Raw genomic sequence first — 18,299 nt, forward strand, 5'->3', positions numbered from 1 at the left:
AAAAAGGTGGAAAACATGAAAATTCGATGGGCAGACTATATGCTCGGGCTGGCTGCCGTATCGGTCGGTGCTTTGGGCGCAGAATGGCTGGGCTGGCCGATACCGTGGCTGCTCGGACCTTTGCTGGTGAGCGCCGGATTAAGCGTCTGCGGTGTCGGAATACGGGCTTTACCCTTCGGCAGGCAGGCCGGGCTGACGGTCATCGGGATGTCGCTGGGGCTGTATTTTACTCCGCCGATGATTGCGTTGTTGTGGGATCACGCTTTGTGGATGCTCGGCGGCATGGTGTTTGCTGTTTTACTCGGTGTGATCGGCACATATAGCGTTTACCGCTTTGCCCGCGTGGATTTGAAAACGGCTTGGTTTGCTTCCGCAGTGGGCGGCGCAAGCGAGATGGCTTATCTGGCCGGGCAATACGGTGCACGGGTTGATAAAGTGGTGGCCGCCCATTCTTTGCGCGTGTTGATGATTGTAACGATTGTGCCGTTTTTTTATCAATTTATGGGCTATCACGGTTTGGACGACAGCGTGCTGCAAATCAACCGCACGGTAAATTGGGGCGGCCTGTTGTTGCTGATTCTTTGCTGCATTGCCGTCGGATGGCTGTTTTTATGGCAGAACTGGTCTAATCCGTGGACATTCGGCCCGTTGACTGCGGCCATGTTGCTCACGGCGGCAGAAATACATTTATCCGCCGTTCCCGAAGTGCTGTCCCATGCCGGGCAACTGTTGATCGGTTGGGCGCTCGGTACCAAATTCGGCCCCGACTTTTTCCGCAGCGCCCCCAGATTGTTGGCCGTAACGGCGGTGGTTGTGATTATCGGTTTGGGCTTGACGGCTTTGTTCAGCTACGGTTTGAGCTTGGTAACGGACATCCCTTTTCCGACTTTGGGTTTGGGTTTGGCACCGGGCGGCGTGGCGGAAATGACGGTAACGGCAAAAGTATTGCATTTGGGTGTTCCCGTCGTTACCGCTTTTCATGTTTGCCGTATGATTGCCGTTGTCGGTACGGCAGGTTGGTTTAGCCGTTTAATCGAACGCAAATGGCCTGAACAGCGTTAAAGGCATCGGGATTTTTCATGTCGATTGGCTTGAGACAGGCGGAAATTTCTAAGGTGTTTAATATCTGCAAATTTGAATTTACCGCTGTTTGAAAAAATAAGGCCGTCTGAAAAATTAAGGCCGTCTGAAAATTAAAAGCCGTCTGAAATTTCAGACGGCTTTTGAGGTTCCAATACGGTCATTATTCAGGATCGTTTTTGCTGCGGCGGGAGAATTGAATGCCCAGCTGTTTCAGTTTGCGGTAAAGGTGGGTTCGTTCCAGCCCCACTTTTTGCGCCACGCGACTCATGTTTTGGCCTTCTTGGGCAATATGGTATTCAAAATAGCGGCGTTCCAGCTCTTCACGCAATTCGCGCAGAGGCATATTGAAATTGAAGCCGCCGACCATTTCCGAAGACGGGCCGGGATTGAGTTGGCCTAAGGCGATGTTGACCGCGTGATCGGACACTTCGTCGTTTTCGGCGGTTAAGGTCAGGTTTTTGATAACGCTGTGCAGCTGATCCAGATTGCCCGGCCAATCGTATTGGCGAAGAATATTCAGAGCGGCAGTGCTGAATTTTACCATCGGTATTTTTTGCGTTTCCGCCAGCTCTGTCAGAATTTGGTTAACCAAAAATACGATATCGTCAGGCTGGCTGCGCAACGGCGGAATATTGACGGTTAGGCCGGAAATGATGTCCAAGAGTTTGCTGTCTTGGGCCGGATTTTCGGCAAGTTCGGCGGTTGTGCGGCTGCTGGCGCAGATAATGCGTGTGTTGTAGCGGTCGGCCTTGCTCAGCAGAAAAGAGATGCCTTGTTGGATGTTTTTGCTGTATTGGGAAATGTCGTCCAGATAAAGCACGCCGCCGCTGGCTTTTTGCAGCAGTTCGAGCGGGGTGTCGACAATGTATTCGGTTTTGCCCGGTTCGACCCAAGGTGTGCCGTTTTTTTGGAAGTAGCGGGCAACCAGCTTGAACGGCGAGCCGGTTTCGCCTACCAGTAAAACGGGTTTGTTTTGCTTGGCGGCGGCTTCTAATGTGCGGTTGAGTTCTTGAATGACGGGGCTGTTGCCCAGTTTGTCCAGCGATAAGCCTGAAGCGGCCTGCATTTCGCTGTATTTTAAGGCGCGCTCGACCGTGCTCAACAGTTTTTGCAGGGCAATGGGTTTTTCTAAGAAGTCTAAAGCACCGATTTTGGTGGCTTCCACTGCGGTGTCGATACTGGCGTGACCGCTCATCATGACAACGGGCATATTGAGTTGTCCGTTTTTCGCCCATTCTTTCAATAGGGTAATGCCGTCGCAATCGGGCATCCAGATGTCCAGCAAAACCATGGAGGGACGGGTTTGATGGCGCAGCTGCCGGGCTTCTTCGGCGTTTTCGGCCAGCGTTACCGTATAACCTTCGTCTTGAAGGATTTCCGATAATAAATCGCGTATGCCGATTTCATCATCTACAATTAAAATATCACTGCTTCGCATAAGTTTCTACCAATCCGGGCAAGACGATTTTCACGCATGCGCCACCTTCCGGGAGGTTGCTCAGGCTGATGCGGCCGCCATGCTCTTCAATAATTTTTTTCACTACGGGCAAACCCAAGCCGGTTCCTGTCGGCTTGTCGGTTACATAAGGCTCGAATGCGTTATGAAGCATTTCTTTGCTGAAGCTTTTTCCGTTATTGCTTACGGTTAGTGTAATTTGTTGTTCATTATTTTGTTGAGTACGGACTTGAACGTGTGGTGATACTGTATCAGCGGCAGCTTCGGCTGCATTTTTAAAAATATTGTGTAATACCTGACGCATGGACACGGTATCTGCTGCCACAAATATAGGTATATTACTCAAATCGGCTGTAAATGTACACTTGCCGCCTTCATATAAGAGCAAAACTTCTTCTACCAATTGGTTTAGGTCTTGCCTTTCCAGCCGCAGTGAGGGCGAGCGTGCATAGTTTCGGAACGCTTCGACCATTTCTTTTAATGCGGCCACCTGTTTGACGATGGTGTCTGTTGAGCGGATAAGGATTTGAGCGTCTTGTCCGTCCAATTTTCCATGCAATTTCCATGCCAGTCTCTCTGCGGACAATTGAATCGGCGTCAGCGGATTGCGGATTTCGTGAGCAAGCCGCTTGGCCACTTCGCCCCAAGCGGCTTCTTTTTGCGCGCGTACCAGGGCGGTAATGTCGTCAAATACGATGACGATGCCGTTGCCGCTGTCTTCGGGAAGAGGCGTGGCTTTGGCAAGCAGGATTTTGGATTCGTCCGGTGCAGTGTAGGGAATCTGTATGGGCGTATTGCTGTCGGCGGTATCGATGATGGCAGCCAGAGTTTCGGATAATACGGCTTGTTGGGGCGATTGTTTGGACCAGTCGTGCCAGCTGCTGCCGAGCATGTGTGTTAAAGAAGTTCCGAGGATGTTTTCCGCGCTTTGGTTGTAGGTTTTCAGACGGCATTCTTCGTCTATGGTGATAACGCCGGTGGTTAAGCTTTCCAATACGCATTCCAGATAATGACGGGCGGCTTCTTGTTGGAGCCGGTTGCGTTCGCTGGCGGTTTTGGCAATGGCAAGCTGTTCGGTCATGTGGTTAAAGAGTTGGGTGAGACGGCCGAATTCGTCGTTGCGGAAAATCGGGCGGCGTTGGCTGAAGTCGCCTTGGGCCACCGCGCGTGCGCCTTCTGCTAGCGAGAGTACGGGTTCGACAAAGCGTCGGGCGAAATACAGGGCAGTCGTTAATGCCAGCATAATAGCCAGTAATGTGGCAATTAATAATGTGACTAAGAAGAAAGTTTGCAGGCCTTGTTTGGTGTAGGCCAGTTCGGCGTATTTGGCGCGCGCGGCTTCAATCAGCAATGCGTCTTGCGCCACATTTTCGGGAATAGGCTGGCGGAAAAACAGGGCGTGGTTTTTGTGTGTGCCGGTATTTAAAACCAGCCAGCCTTGTGCATACAGCGTATTGTTGATGTTGGTAATTTCTCTGGCTGAACCGGATTCTGCCAAGAGCTCCAGTGTTTCTGGATCGGGTCTGGGATCGCTGAGCCGGTTTGGATTGTATGCCGTATAAATGGTTTGATTGTTGAGATTGTAAATGGCGGCTTGGCTGAATTCGCGTGCCGTTTGCGATTGCGCCAACGCTTGGTTGATGCTGCTGCCTTGTCGGGCGGCTTGGATTAAGGCTGTCTGAATCGGTTCGGCCTTGCGCATGCTGTTATCCAAAGCGAGATTCAGGGCGGATTTGCTTAAATTCAGGCTGCGTTCCAAAGCTTCGCTGGTGTCGTTGCCGAACCATGAGTTGATGCTGTTTGAAATAAATTGTGCGGAAACGCCGAAAAGAAACAGGCCGGGCAGAATGGCTACGACGGTAAACATGCCGGCCAGCCGTCGGGCGATTTGCGATCCGAACAGTCCGTGTTTTTTATCGCGCATCAGCAGCCAGACGTATCGCAGTAAAACGGCAGACAAAATGCCGATAAATACGGCGCTGACGGCGATAATCCACCAGAAGTAATCTCCCAGATTACTGTTTTTCATGGTGGCTTCGGTAAGCGAATATAGGGAAATGACGGCAAGTAGGGCGGCGAGGGGCAGGAAGTAGCGCATGGGTTACTCCCGGATAACCGTCAAAGGTTTCCAACCTGAATCCAATTGCCAGTTTTTTGAAGTCAGGGCGTTGATTTGAAAGGGTTTGGGTAGTTGCGCCGTGCTGAGTGTCAAGCGTATTTCCGCTTTGGTTTCCGCAGCAGACACTTTATTTAAGGTGCCGGTGTTTAATACGTGCCAGTTGGCAATGGAGCCGACGGCTTTAAGTGCGGATTCCAAGCTGTTGTATTCGGTTGAGAAAGTGCCTACGCTGACGCGGTAGCGGCTGGTCAACGGATGGTAAGAAAGTTTGTAGGCCACGGCATGGCTGTTGCCGATCACTTGTCCGATTTTGAATTTGTAGGCGGCTAAGGTTGGTGACGAAAGTTGGAAGCTCAGTGAAAAATGCAGGGGAACGCCTTGAATCAAAACGTGTTTGAGCTGGTCTGGCAGTTCCGTTTGAAAGCGGCTGCTGATGGCAAGCTGGCCTTTGGGGGTGATTTGGGCTTTTGCGCGGGTTATGTTGATGCCTTCTGCGGCCGCCTGAAAAGAGACGGCCAGCAGAATGGGCAGCAACAGCAGTTTAATGCTTTTGTATAAGCGCGTAATAAAAGCCATCTTGGTGTTTGTTGGGTAATAAGACATGTGATGAGATCAGCTCGGCATCATCATGTCGGTTTAAAAATTTTTGTAATTGCTGTTCGTTTTCTTCAACAAAAATGGAACAGGTCGCCAACAGCATTTTGCCGTTTTCCGTCAGGGTTTGCCAAAGCGTGTCGAGCAGGGCTTCCTGCTGACGGGCGGTTTTGGCGGCATCTCCCGGACGCCGCAGCCATTTGATGTCGGGATTGCGGCGGACGACGCCGGAGGCGGTGCAGGGTACGTCGGCCAGAATGACATCGAAATTTTGCTTATCATACCATGCGTTTAAGTCTTGTGCGTCTGCGCACTTGAGTGAGGCTGTCTGAAATTTCAAGCGTTCCAGATTGCTTTGTACGCGTTGCAGTCGGACGGGGTCGATATCCAGCGCGGTCACGTGGCAGTCGGCAAGCTCCAGCAAATGCCCGGTTTTTCCACCGGGTGCGGCGCAGGCATCAAGAATGCGGTCGCCGTTTTGGGGATTGATGAGATAGCCGGCTTGTTGTGCGCCGAAATCTTGTACGGATACGAGGCCGTCTGAAAAACCGGGCAGTTGGCCGACAGGTACGGCTTCTTCAAGCATGACTGCATAATCGTCCAAAGCTTTGGCGTTGATGCCGTGCTCTGCGAGTATGCTTAAATATTGCTCGGCATTGCTGCGGCGGCGGTTGACGCGTAATGTCATCGGCGGGCGGTCTTGCAGTGCGGCGGCAATATTGTGCCAATGTTTGGGGTAGTGGTTTTTCAGATAGTCGATCCACCACTCCGGCAGATTGTATTTGGCAACATTATTGTGTTTGCAGGCGGTGTTGAGTTTGTCTTTTTCGCGCAGAAACCGGCGCAGAATCGCATTGGCGAAGGAGCGGTATTGTCCTTTGCCGATTTTCCCGATGGCTTCGACGGCTTCGTTGACGACGGCGTGCGGTGCATTGCGGGTATGGTTCAGCTGGTAGAGTGCCGCCAACAGCAGGCTTTCCAACTGGGGATTGTCGATGGGTTTGTTTAACATTTTGCCGAGCATGAAGCGCAGGCTGCCGCCGTGGCGTTGGCAGCCGTAGGCAATGTCTTGCAAGGCGCCGCTTTCTTGGGGAGTCAAATCAGGGTGTTTGCTGCGGATGTCGGTTAAAACGTCTTGCAGGTTTTGGCCGGCAGCAACGGCGGCGATGCTTTGTGCAGCCAGTTTTTGGGCAAGTGCCATACTCATAACAATGTGCCTTTTTCAATGGTTCGGCCTGCCGCAAAGGCTTCGATGGACATGCGTTTGCTGCCGGCGGGTTGCAGTTCGGTAATATTTAGTGCTTTTTCGCCACAGGCAACGGTGAGGCCGTCTGAAGAACAGGATAAAACGGTTCCGGGTTTGCCGCTTTGGTCAATGACTGCGGCACGCCAGATTTTCATGGGTTTGCCTTGATATTCTACCCAAGCGGCCGGAACAGGATTGAAAGCCCGGATTTTTCTTTCGATGGTTTCGGCATTTTCCTGCCAGTTGATTCGGGCTTCTTCTTTGTTCAGTTTTTGGGCGTAGGTCACGCCGTTTTCGGGTTGGGGTGTGCGGTTCAGACGGCCTGTTGTTTGCAGTTGTTGTAAATCGGCAACAATGGCTTGTGCGCCAAGTTGTGCCAAGGCATCGTGAACTTCGTTTGCGGTATCGCTGCTTTTGATGGCGTAGCGGTGTTCGCTGACCACATCTCCGGTATCGAGCCCGACATCCATTTGCATAATGCATACGCCGGTTTCTTTGTCGCCCGCTTCAATGGCCCGCTGTATCGGCGCGGCACCGCGCCAGCGCGGTAAAAGCGAGGCGTGGATATTCAGGCAGCCGTGGGCGGGAATGTTTAAGACGGCCTCGGGAAGAATCAGGCCGTAGGCGGCAACGACCATAACGTCGGCATTTTGTGCGCTCAGCAGGTTTTGCGCTTCTTCGTTGCGCAGACTTTGCGGTTGGGCAACAGTCAGCCCTAATTCGAGTGCAGCCTGTTTGACCGGGCTGGCTTGCAGCTGCATACCGCGTCCTTTGGGACGGTCGGGTTGGGTTAACACGAGAGGGATGTCGAAGCCGGCAGCGGCAATGGCTTTCAGTGCCAGGGCGGCAAAGTCGGGAGTTCCTGCAAAGATGACTTTCATGTTCGGGTCTTTCGTGGCTGTGTTTTTTCAGACGGCCTTAGGTTGTTTTGCCGGGAAAGTTTCAGCCTGCACGCGGCAGGCTGGGAAAGGAAATCTGTCGGGCCTGGGTTGTTTTGAGTATGAGGCCGTCTGAAAAATGGTTGTGAGAGAAAGCGGCGTGCCGTATATCCGGCAGAATCAGAGCTGCTTCGCCCGTTTTTTCAATTTGGTTTTGATGCGGTTTTGTTTAAGCTGTGAAAGGTGTTCGACAAATACTTTACCCATTAAATGATCCAATTCGTGTTGGATACAGATGGCTAACAGGCCGTCTGCTTCCAAAGTGAATTTTTGTCCTTTTTCATCAAGTGCTTCCACGATGACGTGCTCGGCACGGGTAACGGTGTCGTAAATACCCGGCACGGACAGGCAGCCTTCTTCATAGGTAGTTTCACCGTCTTTGTGGGTGATAATCGGATTGATGAATACGCGCGGTTCGTTGCGCTCTTCGCTCAAGTCCATCACGACAACGCGCTCGTGGACGTCAACCTGCGTTGCGGCCAGGCCGATACCGTTGGCCTCGTACATGGTTTCAAACATATCGGCCACCAAAGTGCGGATGCGGTCGTCGATTTCGGCCACCGGTTTGGCAACAATATGCAGACGTTCGTCCGGATATTTCAGAATATTTAATAAAGCCATAATTTTAGGGATGATTCCAATAAGTAACAGTGTATTTTTGCGCTATGATATCAGTAATATTCAGTGATAAAATAACGGATGTTCGAATTTTAGTACATACGGGGCGTTTCGGCCTATTGTTATTATTAATTGATGATAAAGTAAATTGATTTCAAGGGGAGTGCATGAAAAAACGTATTATAACTTTGCTTGTGGGTATGGGCTTGGCGGTTTCTGCCCATGTGTCGGCGGAAAATCTGCAGCTCAGACATGACGCGCCTGTCCGCTACCAAGTAAAACGGGGCGATACGCTGTGGGGGATTTCCGGCAAGTTTTTGAAAAACCCTTGGCAGTGGAGCAAGCTTTGGGGAGCTAACCGCGATGCGGTACGCAATCCGCATTTGATTTATCCCGGTCAAACGTTGGTGCTGAGCTATGTAAACGGCCAACCGCGTTTGGGGTTCGATACCGGTTCGGTTACCGGCGACGGTATTCCTGTGGAGCGTTTGAGTCCGAGAATTCATGAAATGTCCGGCGGCTACGGTATCAAAACCATTAATGTGAATCTGTACCGGATGTTTATGCAGCACCCTCAGGTCATTCCGCAGGAGGAAAGCCGGGTGGCACCGCGCTTGGTTTCCGGTCCGGACAACCGTTTGCTGTATAGCCGTGGCGAGCGTGTATATGCGTACGGTGTGAAAGAGCCGGGACGCTATTTGGTTTACCGTATCCGTAAAGATATTACAGACCCGCAAACACATAAATTTTTAGGTCAGGAAGTGGTATTCAGCGGTATCGTCAGCACGCTGCCTTATCAAGACAGCGCGCTGGAATCTCGCAGCGAACAAGACGCAGGCTATTTGAAAGACGGCCAATATTACACCCGCCTGCATCCGTTGTTGAAAGTGCCGACAGAATCGGCGCAGCCTATGATGGTGGAAGAGGCTGTATCTGAAATCCGCAAAGGGGACTTGCTGCTGAAAATGAGCGATGATATTCAGAATTTCCAAATTATGCCTCATGCTCCGGAGCAAGCGGTTGATGCGGCAGTGGTGTCGATTTTTGACGGTGTGAGCGAGTCTGGCCAGTTCCAAACGGTTACTTTGAATAAAGGCGAGGCTGACGGAGTGGATAAAGGTACGGTATTGAGCCTGTATAAACGCAGCCGCCAAACCAAAGTGGAATTGGAAAATCAAGGTAAAGGCCGCCGCAGTGTGGTGAAATATATTTCAATACCTGCTGAGGAAGTCGGCTTGGCAATGGTTTACCGAACCAATGAAAATCTCTCGTCTGCCATCATTTTGGAAAGCAAAACCAATATCAATATCGGAGATTTGGTTTCCAATCCCGGTCGTGATTTGGAAAATATGCAGAACGATTTACGTCATGTTAAAAATTAGCCGGTGAAACAACCTTAAACCAAGGTTTCGTCTCTTTATTGATGATCGGTATCGGTGTTATTGCCGGAAAAGACGCATTCATGTAAGAAGAATGCGTCTTTTTTTATTACATTTAATTAAATAGTCATTTAACTGACTAATACATATGTGATAAAGTTTGGCCATCTGAAAAATACGGGGCATTCCGTGATAAAAGGGGAAAAATGGACGAAGTGGAACGTTATGCCTGGATACAGCTGGCTTTAACACCTTATATCGGTGCGGAAAGCTTTTTGATGTTGTTGAAGCGTTATGGTACGGCAGTTCGAGCGTTAGCCGCACCTGCCGATGAGGTGCGCGAATTGATTTACCATAAGCAGGCAGCGGAATCTTGGCGGGGCAACGACACTAAGGCTAAGGAAGCGGCTGAAGCGGCTATGCTGTGGGAAAAACAGCCGGGATGCCGTTTGATGTTGTTGGGTGATGAGGATTACCCGATGATGTTGACGGAGGGGATTACGCCTCCGCCTCTATTGTTTGTACGGGGTCATGCTGCATTGCTGCAAAATCCTTCGGTTGCCGTGGTAGGTAGCCGGCATGCCACGCCGCAGGCTATGCGTATTGCCCGGGATTTCGGCAGGGCAATGGCGGAACAGGGGATTGCCGTTGTTTCCGGAATGGCTGCCGGTATCGATACGGCGGCTCATGAAGGTGCGTTGCAGGGCAAAGGCGGTACGGTAGCGGTTTGGGGCACCGGTATCGACAGGATTTATCCGCAGTCCAATAAGAATCTTGCGTATCAAATTGCCGAGCAGGGTGTCATCATTAGTGAGTTTCCATTGGGTACGCGCCCGTTGGCAGGGAATTTTCCCCGCCGTAACCGTTTGATTGCTGCTTTATCGAAGGCAACCTTGGTTGTGGAAGCGGCGGTTGAGTCCGGCTCTCTGATTACGGCCAAGCTGGCAGCCGAAATGGGCAGGGAAGTGATGGCAGTGCCGGGTTCGATTGATAACCCGCATAGTAAAGGTTGTCACAAACTGATTAAAGAAGGTGCGAAATTAGTAGAATGTTTGGAGGATATTGTGCAAGAGTGTCCTCAACTGTTGCAAAAATCCCCAATGCCGTCATATCCTATAAATAAGACGCATAAAATTGCCGGAGAAAGCGTCGACGGTAACAGCAAGGCTGAAAATTCGGCTGCAGAACTGTTTGAACAAACCCAGTCTAACCCTTTGTTGGCTGCAATGGGGTACAATCCCGTGCATCCCGACAATCTGGCCCAGCAGCTTGGAATGGCGGCGGCAGATGTGCACGCTCAGTTGCTGGAGTGGGAGTTGGATGGGGTGGTTGCCGCAATGCCCGGCGGCCGTTATCAGAGAATTCAGTAAGTTAAGGAAACAACATGGCAGAGGTTATCGCCTTTTTAATCGAACATTTCGGAGATTTTGATGCCTGCCCTTCACCCGGTGATTTAGGCTATCTGTTGGAAGAAATGGGATTCGGCGAGGTTGAAATCGGCAATGTATTGATGCTGATGGACGTGTTGTTCGGAAAAGAGTCGTTTTCGGCTAATGCGGAAACCGATTCATTACGTGTTTACAGTGCGGAAGAATTGGATGTATTGCCTCAGGAAGTATTGGGGCTGATCCATTTTCTGGAAAAGGCCGGTGCGGTTAACGGCAATCAGCGTGAATTGATTGTCCATGCTTTGCTGCATATGCCGCCTGAAGATATAAATGTAGATATGGCAAAGGTTTTGACTTTGCTGGTGTTGTGGGCGCAAAAATCAGAACTGCCCGTTTTGGTAGGCGACGAATTGATGATGGCACTTTATGGAAAAACCCAAATGCATTAAAACAAACTGAATAGAAATAACAACATTTCCGTAATGTTGAAAACAAGATAATAAATTTTCAGACGGCCTTTTGAAACAAGTGGCCGTCTGAAATTATAAACGTAACATTATTTCTTGATTAGGGAACCTTAATCATGGCGAAAAATTTATTAATTGTGGAGTCGCCCTCCAAAGCCAAAACCTTAAAAAAATATCTCGGAAGCGAGTTTGAAATCCTCGCTTCCTACGGTCATGTGCGCGATTTGGTGCCCAAAACCGGTGCGGTAGACCCCGACAATAACTTTGTCATGAAATACCAAATGGTCAGCCGCAATGCCAAGCACGTCGATGCCATTGTTGCCGCCGCCAAAGAAGCCGAAAACCTCTATCTGGCAACCGACCCGGATAGGGAAGGCGAAGCCATCTCTTGGCACTTGCAGGAAATCCTCAAATCCAAACGCGGCCTCAAAAACATCAAACCGCAGCGCGTCGTGTTTCACGAAATCACCAAAAACGCCGTGCTCGATGCCATTGCCCATCCGCGCGAAATCGAAATCGATCTGGTCGATGCCCAACAGGCACGCCGTGCGTTGGACTATCTGGTCGGCTTCAACCTTTCCCCCTTGCTGTGGAAAAAAATCCGCCGCGGCTTGAGCGCAGGCCGCGTACAAAGCCCCGCCTTGCGTCTGATTTGCGAACGCGAAAACGAAATCCGTGCATTTGAAGCACAAGAATACTGGTCGGTACATCTCGACAGCCACAAAGGCCGCAGCAAATTTACCGCCAAACTCGTGCAGTGGAACGGCGAAAAGCTGGAGCAATTCTCCCTGCCCAACGAAGCCGCACAACAGGCCGTCTTAACAGGCTTAGCCGAGCAAGAAGCCCAAGTTGCCGCCATCGAAAAGAAAAAACGCAGCCGCAATCCCGCCGCACCGTTCACCACCTCCACCATGCAGCAAGACGCCGTGCGCAAACTCGGCATGACCACCGACCGCACCATGCGCACCGCCCAGCAACTGTACGAAGGTATCGACGTAGGGCAAGGTGCCATCGGTTTGATTACCTATATGCGTACCGACAGCGTAACCCTCTCTGTCGAAGCGCTGACCGAAATCCGCCACTACATCGAAAACAAAATCGGCAAAGACTACCTGCCTTCCGCCGCCAAACACTACAAAACCAAGTCGAAAAACGCGCAGGAAGCCCACGAAGCCATCCGCCCGACTTCCGTGTACCGCACGCCCGAAAGCGTGAAGCCCTTCCTGACTGCCGACCAATTCAAGCTCTATCAAATGATCTGGCAGCGCACCGTAGCCTGCCAAATGAACCCTGCCAAATTCGACCAAACCACCGTCGATATCGCCGTGGGCAACGGCGTTTTCCGCGTAACCGGCCAAGTGCAAACCTTCGCAGGCTTCCTGAGCGTGTATGAAGAAGGCACCGACGACAACGACGAAGACGAAGACAACAAAAAACTGCCCGAAATGAAAGAAGGTGAAAAACTGCCCGTCGACAATATCTACGGCGAGCAGCACTTCACCACCCCGCCGCCGCGCTTCAACGAAGCAACACTGGTGAAAGCACTCGAAGAATTCGGCATCGGCCGTCCCTCCACCTACGCCAGCATCATTTCCACCCTGAAAGAGCGCGAATACGTAACGCTGGAGCAAAAACGCTTCATGCCCACCGACACCGGCGACATCGTCAACAAATTCCTGACCGAACATTTCGCCCAATACGTCGATTACCACTTCACCGCCAAACTGGAAGACCAGCTCGACGAAATCGCCACCGGCAAACGCCAGTGGATTCCCGTGATGGACAAATTCTGGAAAGGATTCCACAAACAGGTTGAAGAAAAAGAAGGCATCGAACGCGCCAAATTCACCACCGAAGAGCTGGACGAAATCTGCCCGAAATGCGGCAACCACAAACTGCAAATCAAATTCGGCAGAATGGGCCGCTTCGTCGCCTGCGCAGGCTACCCCGAATGCAGCTACACCCGCAACGTCAACGAAACCGCCGAGCAGGCCGCCGAGCGCATCGCCAAAGAAGCCGCCGAACAAGCCGAACTCGAAGGCCGCGAATGCCCCAAATGCGGCGGCGGACTGGTTTACAAATACAGCCGCACCGGCAGCAAATTCATCGGCTGCGCCAACTATCCGAAGTGCAAATACATCGAACCTTTGGAAAAACCCAAAGACACCGGCGTAGAATGCCCGCAATGTAAAAAAGGCCATCTGGTCGAGCGCAAATCACGCTACGGCAAACTGTTTTACAGTTGCAGCACCTACCCCGACTGCAACTACGCCACGTGGAACCCGCCGATCGCCGAAACCTGCCCGAAATGCCAATGGCCGGTGTTGACCATCAAAACCACCAAACGCTGGGGCGTAGAAAAAGTCTGCCCGCAGAAAGAATGCGGCTGGAAAGAACAAATAGAACCGCCTGCTCCTAAAGGTAGTAAAGAAGCGGAAGAGTAAACAAGAGGCCGTCTGAAAAATTTTCAGACGGCCTTTTAATATACAAAAATTTAATCAGTAGATTCTTCAGAGCTACTATTTAAATTTTCTTCTAAAATACTTTCAATTTCATCAGATAACTGGCTGTTCGAAGGCAAATCTTGTATAGAAATTCTGGGACGTTTCCTTACTTCATTTTCAATAATAGGTTCAATTAATGAAGTAGCAAATTTTTCTCGAGAGTCTGCTGCAAACATATCTCTCAAAATATCTATTGATAATTTTTCTTGCAACGAATTTAAAACATTATCTGCTTCTTTTTGATTCAGTAGGTAGTCTTTGGCGAGTTGTACGAAAACTTTACCCAATACTTCTTGCATTTTCTTGGCATCGTCTTCTACAAATTTATCTAACAGCATGGATGATGCTTTATTAGCTGCCACACCTCCCCCTAATGAACCTAAAACACCTCCAATAATACCGCCTGCAGCTGTTCCTATAATAGGGATAGCACTACCCAATGCTGCTCCGGCTGCAGCACCCCCCATCCATCCTGCCGTTCCTCCTGCAACTCCAGTAGCAGTGTTGGTTACATTTTTTAAAACCTGTGCACCTGAAACTCGTCCTTGAAACATACGGTAAAAATCTACTGATGATAATACGCCAACGGTAATGGTACCTGTAACGATATTTCCTCTTAACAATTTACTTGCACTATTTAGTGCTGCTGCTCCATAAATAGGCTTGCTACCTATGAGTAGCGTATTTGCAAGTGCGGCAGCTGTTTTAGAACCCATTTGCTTAACAACCCAGTCAGTAGCTGGGCGTAAAGATTGCATAATCCCCGTTCTACCTATTTGTGCGGAGGCAATACTGCTTACCCAAGCAAGACCACCCACTTTCAAACCTGAATAACAGGCATTTTTTAAAGCAATATCAAAATCTTCACCAGACCAAACAGATGTAGCAAAAGAAATAACAGCAGAAATACCCATTGCAGTACCGGCTACGCGGACACCGTTTACAGCATCGAAAGTCAAGCTTTCTACCGTGCCGAACCGGGCAATATTTTTGGCTTGTGCGTATGTGTAAGGACTCTGTTTAATAGTTTCATCTGCCAGTTTTTCAGCTTGTTTTCTAATTTCTTCTTGTGTGCCATCAATGCCGAATTGTTCGGGACTTTTCTCCACTCTGTGAGCAAAGGATTTTTTTTGCATCTAGATAAAAATGGGTATACGGATTTAATGGTTGATGGGGCACCTTCACCCCATCAATCTGATACCACCCTCAGATGGTTGATAGATCGACTCCGTAGTTGAGTTCCTCTGCGAAGTCCGGCAGTCCGTAACCGATGGTTTTCTTGTAGAAAGGAGAGACCTTCGCAGTCGGTGCCTTCTTCTTGTGCTTCGTGGTGTAGAGCATTCGTGCCCGCATCACCTCGAAGGAGTAACCGCGCCCTTCACGGTTCTTGTCCTTGGCCAGTCGGTTGATGGACTCCGTGTAAGCGTTGGTGACGGGCATGTCCGTCTCGAAGTAGGTCATGGTCTCTTCGCGCCAGTTTCCCACTGCCCTGACCAGATCGCTCCAGACTTCCTTTTGGCCCTTCGGGATGGTGGCTATCCACTCGTCCAGGGCGGCTTCTGCCTGGAGCCGTGTGGTGGCGTCCCAGATGCCGTAGAAGCGCTCCTTGTGCTCGTAGGCGGCCAGCAGTTGCGGGAACGCGCCTGTCCAGGTCTCCATGATGAGGCGCTCCCGGTCTGAGACTTCGTGAGCGCGTTTCAGCAGGATTTTCCGGTCTCCCTTGAGAGTCCGGCTCTGGGACGGTTTCAGCTCCTTTCTGAGGCCCTTGCGCACTCTCTCTAGGGCATCGTTGACCATGCGCACCACATGGAACTTATCGACCACGATACGGGCCTGGGGCAGCACAGCCTTGACCGCTGCCCGGTAGGGGTTCCACATGTCCATGCTGACGATCTCGACCTTCTGCCGGTCTTTCAGCTTCATCAGGTAGTTGGTCACCACGTCCTGGCGGCGGGTGGCCAGCAGGTCGAGCAGGGTTCGCTCCTCAATGTTGGTCAGAATGCAGCGGTAGCGCTTGTTCAGGTATAGCTCGTCAATGCCCAGGATGCGGGGCGTCTCGAAGCGGTGCCAGCGCCCCAGGAACTCGGCGCGGGCGTTGAAGATGTCGCGCACCGTCTTCTCGTCCAGGCCGGTCTGTGCCGCCACAAAGGTGTAGGGGTGGTTGAAGGATTCCTTCTCCACGTACTCATGCAGCCGCAGTGTCATACGGAATCCGTCCACCATCTCCGGTAGCTGGGGCCTGAATGTTGTCTTGCAGGCCCGGCAGGTGTATCGGCGGCGGACCACCCAGAGAGTGACCCGTTTGCCGTGGATGGGCAGATCACGATAGGGAACGTCACGCTTGCCGAACCGTACGAACTCACCCTGCACGCCGCATTCCTCGCAGGCGATGGGATCGGGCACGTCCACCTGGAAGTGCATTTCGTCGTCGGTTGATTTGCAGCCCAGTACTTGGTATTGCGGCAGGTGAAGGATGTTGTCGGGAAGTTCGGTCATGGTGTTGTATAGGCGTAGGTGTCAGTCAGATCCATCCGACTCGGCATTGGTGTTTACTTTTTTACCCAACAAGCTGCTGGAAACGAAAAGTAAGGCACCGAGGACAATTGCAATATCAGCCAGGTTGAAGGCCGGCCAATGCCAGTCTCGCCAATAGAAATCAAAGGAATCCACAACATAGCCGCGAAAGACCCGGTCAATCAGGTTACCCATGGCGCCACCGAGGATAAGACTGTAAGCGATGGCTTCTCCTTTATGACGATTTTCAAGGATCAGCTTGATCAGAAAAATCGAGACCACTACCGTGATTCCGATAAAAAAGTAGCGCTGCCAGCCTCCACCATTCGCAAAAAGACTGAATACGGCACCGGTGTTCCATAGGTGCACCCAGTTAAAGAACGGGGTCACCGAAACATACTCGCCATAGGCCATTGATTGCTGCACCAGCCACTTTACAGCCTGATCAGACGCTGCCAGCAGGCCCGATATGGACAATAGGGCATACGGCGAGAGCTTTTTGCCAATAATGAGCATTATTTAACCCTTCAACGCCAAAATGCGTCTGGCACCGTTAAGTACAATGCCCCCCGCGATGGTGCCGATAATCAGATCCGGATAATTGGAACCGGTCCACGCGACCAGGGCGCCGGCGGTGATGACCCCCAGGTTGATCACCACGTCGTTGGCCGAGAATATCCAGCTTGCCTTCATGTGCGCCCCACCTTCCCGATGTTTGGATATGAGCAGCAGACAACTGGTATTGGCAATCAATGCGACGAATGCGATAGCCATCATCACCAGCGATTCAGGCTCACTACCGAATACAAAGCGTCTCACCACCTCTACGAGCACGCCCACAGCCAAGATCAGTTGCAGTACACCAGCAAGATGCGCGGCACGTACCTGCATTTTCACGCTATGTCCAACCGCATAAAGGGCAAGCCCGTACACCGCCGCATCGGCAAAATTGTCCAGGGATTCTCCAATCAGGCCGGTGGACCGGGCGATCAGACCGGCAGTCATTTCCACCACGAACAGAAGTGCATTGATGCCGAGCAACCAGCGCAGGGTCCCGGATTCTTGCTTAGCAGAAGCTGCCGAAAACTCGGCGGCCTTGATGGTCTCCGGATTTGCAGCGACGGTTTCCTGAAGCGAGGCGCCTAGCCCCAAGGTCTTCAGTTTCGAGGTGACGGGCTCGACCTCGCCGTCATGCACGACCTTCAGCCGGCGGTTCGACAAGTCGAAGGACAGCGCCCGAACCTCCTCAAAGCCGTTCAGGGCTAGGCGAATCATTCGCTCTTCTGATGGACAGTCCATCTTCGGCACGGCATAAACACTGACCCATTTCCCTAGCGCCTCGGAGGAGGCCTGTATATCGGTATCCGCTGCGGACATTGCATCACCGCCACAGGCGCCACCACAGGATTTGCTCATGATACGACTCCACTTGAACAATGTTGTGGTACCATTTTAAACTATAAAGCTACTATAAGGTCAATAGAGTAAAGAATCCGTTGGGGAGGAGGCTGATGCGCATTGGTCAGTTGGCGCAGTTGGTAGGGGTCGAAACACAGACGATCCGCTTCTATGAACAGCAGGGCTTGTTGCCGCCGCCTGATCGGCAGGACAACGGTTACCGTGTCTATACCGAGAAGCATGGTGAGGGGCTGGCCTTCATCCGTCGCTGCAGAATCCTAGGCCTGTCACTGGCTGAGATTCACGAACTACAGAGCTATCAGGATGACCCTCATCAGCCTTGTACCGCCGTCAACGCCTTGCTCGATGATCACATCTCTCATGTGCGGTCGCAGATAACCGCTCTGCAAGCGCTTGAGAAACAACTCGTTTCACTGAGAGCGAGTTGCAACGATGACCGGGAAGTTGAGGCGTGTGGGGTTCTTGCTGGAATTAGCGAAGGAAACATGCACCAGCAGTAGGTGAAGCATCAACCAGATAATCCGATGAGATGCCGGTCTGTCTCACTCTCATGCAAAGGTAAGATCAACCATTT

15 protein-coding genes and 2 pseudogenes are annotated in these 18,299 nt (G+C 51.3%); 7 read left to right on the forward strand and 10 right to left on the reverse strand.

Annotated elements, in window-relative coordinates:
* Positions 1–15 precede the first annotated feature (15 nt).
* Positions 16–1,062 carry an AbrB family transcriptional regulator gene (locus EL309_RS06370; RefSeq protein WP_040670120.1) on the forward strand — a complete coding sequence of 349 codons (1,047 nt, stop codon included), beginning with the start codon at positions 16–18 and terminating at the stop codon, positions 1,060–1,062.
* Between the two features lie 181 nt (positions 1,063–1,243).
* Here the strand turns inward: EL309_RS06370 and EL309_RS06375 are convergent, their stop codons facing one another.
* From EL309_RS06375 to def, 6 genes are all read right to left on the reverse strand, one after another.
* Positions 1,244–2,521 (reverse strand): sigma-54-dependent transcriptional regulator, encoded by a 1,278-nt coding sequence (locus EL309_RS06375; RefSeq protein WP_004285124.1) that lies wholly within the window; start codon positions 2,519–2,521, stop codon positions 1,244–1,246.
* The gene (locus EL309_RS06380) at positions 2,508–4,637 is read right to left on the reverse strand and encodes a sensor histidine kinase (RefSeq protein WP_036494564.1); all 2,130 of its coding nucleotides are present in this window, start codon (positions 4,635–4,637) and stop codon (positions 2,508–2,510) included. The genes EL309_RS06375 and EL309_RS06380 overlap by 14 nt, the downstream gene beginning before the upstream one ends.
* 3 nt (positions 4,638–4,640) lie before the next feature.
* Positions 4,641–5,234: a DUF4390 domain-containing protein gene (locus tag EL309_RS06385; RefSeq protein ID WP_004285783.1), complete on the reverse strand. Its 594-nt coding sequence runs from the start codon at positions 5,232–5,234 to the stop codon at positions 4,641–4,643.
* Positions 5,200–6,459: a 16S rRNA (cytosine(967)-C(5))-methyltransferase RsmB gene (gene rsmB / locus EL309_RS06390; protein ID WP_004285120.1), complete on the reverse strand. Its 1,260-nt coding sequence runs from the start codon at positions 6,457–6,459 to the stop codon at positions 5,200–5,202. Before rsmB ends, EL309_RS06385 begins: the two co-directional genes overlap by 35 nt.
* Positions 6,456–7,379: a methionyl-tRNA formyltransferase gene (fmt, locus tag EL309_RS06395; RefSeq protein ID WP_004285119.1), complete on the reverse strand. Its 924-nt coding sequence runs from the start codon at positions 7,377–7,379 to the stop codon at positions 6,456–6,458. The genes rsmB and fmt overlap by 4 nt, the downstream gene beginning before the upstream one ends.
* A 177-nt stretch (positions 7,380–7,556) precedes the next feature.
* Positions 7,557–8,057: a peptide deformylase gene (gene def, locus EL309_RS06400; RefSeq protein WP_004285118.1), complete on the reverse strand. Its 501-nt coding sequence runs from the start codon at positions 8,055–8,057 to the stop codon at positions 7,557–7,559.
* 164 nt (positions 8,058–8,221) lie between these two features.
* Between def and EL309_RS06405 the strand changes: the two genes are divergently transcribed.
* The 5 genes and pseudogenes from EL309_RS06405 to topA all read left to right on the forward strand — a co-directional run bounded on the left by EL309_RS06405 (position 8,222) and on the right by topA (position 13,732).
* The gene (locus EL309_RS06405) at positions 8,222–9,436 is read left to right on the forward strand and encodes a LysM peptidoglycan-binding domain-containing protein (RefSeq protein ID WP_004285117.1); all 1,215 of its coding nucleotides are present in this window, start codon (positions 8,222–8,224) and stop codon (positions 9,434–9,436) included.
* Between the two features lie 203 nt (positions 9,437–9,639).
* Positions 9,640–10,557 (forward strand): annotated as a pseudogene (gene dprA, locus EL309_RS06410) (DNA-processing protein DprA); the annotation flags it as partial.
* 93 nt (positions 10,558–10,650) lie between these two features.
* Positions 10,651–10,803: pseudogene (locus EL309_RS10850) on the forward strand (DprA-like winged helix domain-containing protein); the annotation flags it as partial.
* 14 nt (positions 10,804–10,817) lie between these two features.
* On the forward strand, positions 10,818–11,270 hold the full coding sequence (locus EL309_RS06415) for a DUF494 family protein (protein ID WP_004285115.1): 453 nt from the start codon (positions 10,818–10,820) through the stop codon (positions 11,268–11,270).
* A gap of 134 nt (positions 11,271–11,404) precedes the next feature.
* Complete coding sequence (topA, locus tag EL309_RS06420; RefSeq protein ID WP_004285114.1) at positions 11,405–13,732, forward strand: type I DNA topoisomerase; 2,328 nt, start codon at positions 11,405–11,407, stop codon at positions 13,730–13,732.
* A gap of 50 nt (positions 13,733–13,782) precedes the next feature.
* Here topA and EL309_RS06425 read toward each other — a convergent pair whose 3' ends face one another.
* From EL309_RS06425 to EL309_RS06445, 4 genes are all read right to left on the reverse strand, one after another.
* Positions 13,783–14,928, reverse strand: a complete 1,146-nt coding sequence (locus EL309_RS06425; protein ID WP_004285113.1) for a hypothetical protein — start codon at positions 14,926–14,928, stop codon at positions 13,783–13,785.
* A 70-nt stretch (positions 14,929–14,998) separates the two neighbouring features.
* A complete protein-coding gene (locus EL309_RS06435) occupies positions 14,999–16,288 on the reverse strand; it encodes an ISL3-like element ISPpu12 family transposase (RefSeq protein WP_004283026.1) in 1,290 nt (429 codons plus the stop codon).
* A 21-nt stretch (positions 16,289–16,309) separates the two neighbouring features.
* The gene (gene lspA, locus EL309_RS06440; protein WP_036494195.1) at positions 16,310–16,822 is read right to left on the reverse strand and encodes a signal peptidase II; all 513 of its coding nucleotides are present in this window, start codon (positions 16,820–16,822) and stop codon (positions 16,310–16,312) included.
* A 3-nt stretch (positions 16,823–16,825) separates the two neighbouring features.
* The gene (locus EL309_RS06445; RefSeq protein WP_004283022.1) at positions 16,826–17,722 is read right to left on the reverse strand and encodes a cation transporter; all 897 of its coding nucleotides are present in this window, start codon (positions 17,720–17,722) and stop codon (positions 16,826–16,828) included.
* A 95-nt stretch (positions 17,723–17,817) separates the two neighbouring features.
* Here EL309_RS06445 and cadR point away from each other — a divergent pair, with 95 nt between their 5' ends.
* Entirely contained in the window at positions 17,818–18,225 is a 408-nt protein-coding gene (gene cadR, locus EL309_RS06450) for a Cd(II)/Pb(II)-responsive transcriptional regulator (RefSeq protein ID WP_004364961.1), read from the forward strand.
* The last annotated feature ends 74 nt before the right edge of the window (positions 18,226–18,299 follow it).

The organism is Neisseria weaveri (assembly GCF_900638685.1).
Lineage (GTDB): Bacteria > Pseudomonadota > Gammaproteobacteria > Burkholderiales > Neisseriaceae > Neisseria > Neisseria weaveri.

Bases quoted from the DNA above. Each gene is read 5' to 3' on its own strand.
- EL309_RS06370 (WP_040670120.1), top strand. From the start codon at position 16: ATGAAAATTCGATGGGCAGACTATATGCTCGGGCTGGCTGCCGTATCG.
- EL309_RS06375 (WP_004285124.1), bottom strand. From the start codon at position 2,521: ATGCGAAGCAGTGATATTTTAATTGTAGATGATGAAATCGGCATACGC.
- EL309_RS06380 (WP_036494564.1), bottom strand. From the start codon at position 4,637: ATGCGCTACTTCCTGCCCCTCGCCGCCCTACTTGCCGTCATTTCCCTA.
- EL309_RS06385 (WP_004285783.1), bottom strand. From the start codon at position 5,234: ATGGCTTTTATTACGCGCTTATACAAAAGCATTAAACTGCTGTTGCTG.
- rsmB (WP_004285120.1), bottom strand. From the start codon at position 6,459: ATGAGTATGGCACTTGCCCAAAAACTGGCTGCACAAAGCATCGCCGCC.
- fmt (WP_004285119.1), bottom strand. From the start codon at position 7,379: ATGAAAGTCATCTTTGCAGGAACTCCCGACTTTGCCGCCCTGGCACTG.
- def (WP_004285118.1), bottom strand. From the start codon at position 8,057: ATGGCTTTATTAAATATTCTGAAATATCCGGACGAACGTCTGCATATT.
- EL309_RS06405 (WP_004285117.1), top strand. From the start codon at position 8,222: ATGAAAAAACGTATTATAACTTTGCTTGTGGGTATGGGCTTGGCGGTT.
- EL309_RS06415 (WP_004285115.1), top strand. From the start codon at position 10,818: ATGGCAGAGGTTATCGCCTTTTTAATCGAACATTTCGGAGATTTTGAT.
- topA (WP_004285114.1), top strand. From the start codon at position 11,405: ATGGCGAAAAATTTATTAATTGTGGAGTCGCCCTCCAAAGCCAAAACC.
- EL309_RS06425 (WP_004285113.1), bottom strand. From the start codon at position 14,928: ATGCAAAAAAAATCCTTTGCTCACAGAGTGGAGAAAAGTCCCGAACAA.
- EL309_RS06435 (WP_004283026.1), bottom strand. From the start codon at position 16,288: ATGACCGAACTTCCCGACAACATCCTTCACCTGCCGCAATACCAAGTA.
- lspA (WP_036494195.1), bottom strand. From the start codon at position 16,822: ATGCTCATTATTGGCAAAAAGCTCTCGCCGTATGCCCTATTGTCCATA.
- EL309_RS06445 (WP_004283022.1), bottom strand. From the start codon at position 17,722: ATGAGCAAATCCTGTGGTGGCGCCTGTGGCGGTGATGCAATGTCCGCA.
- cadR (WP_004364961.1), top strand. From the start codon at position 17,818: ATGCGCATTGGTCAGTTGGCGCAGTTGGTAGGGGTCGAAACACAGACG.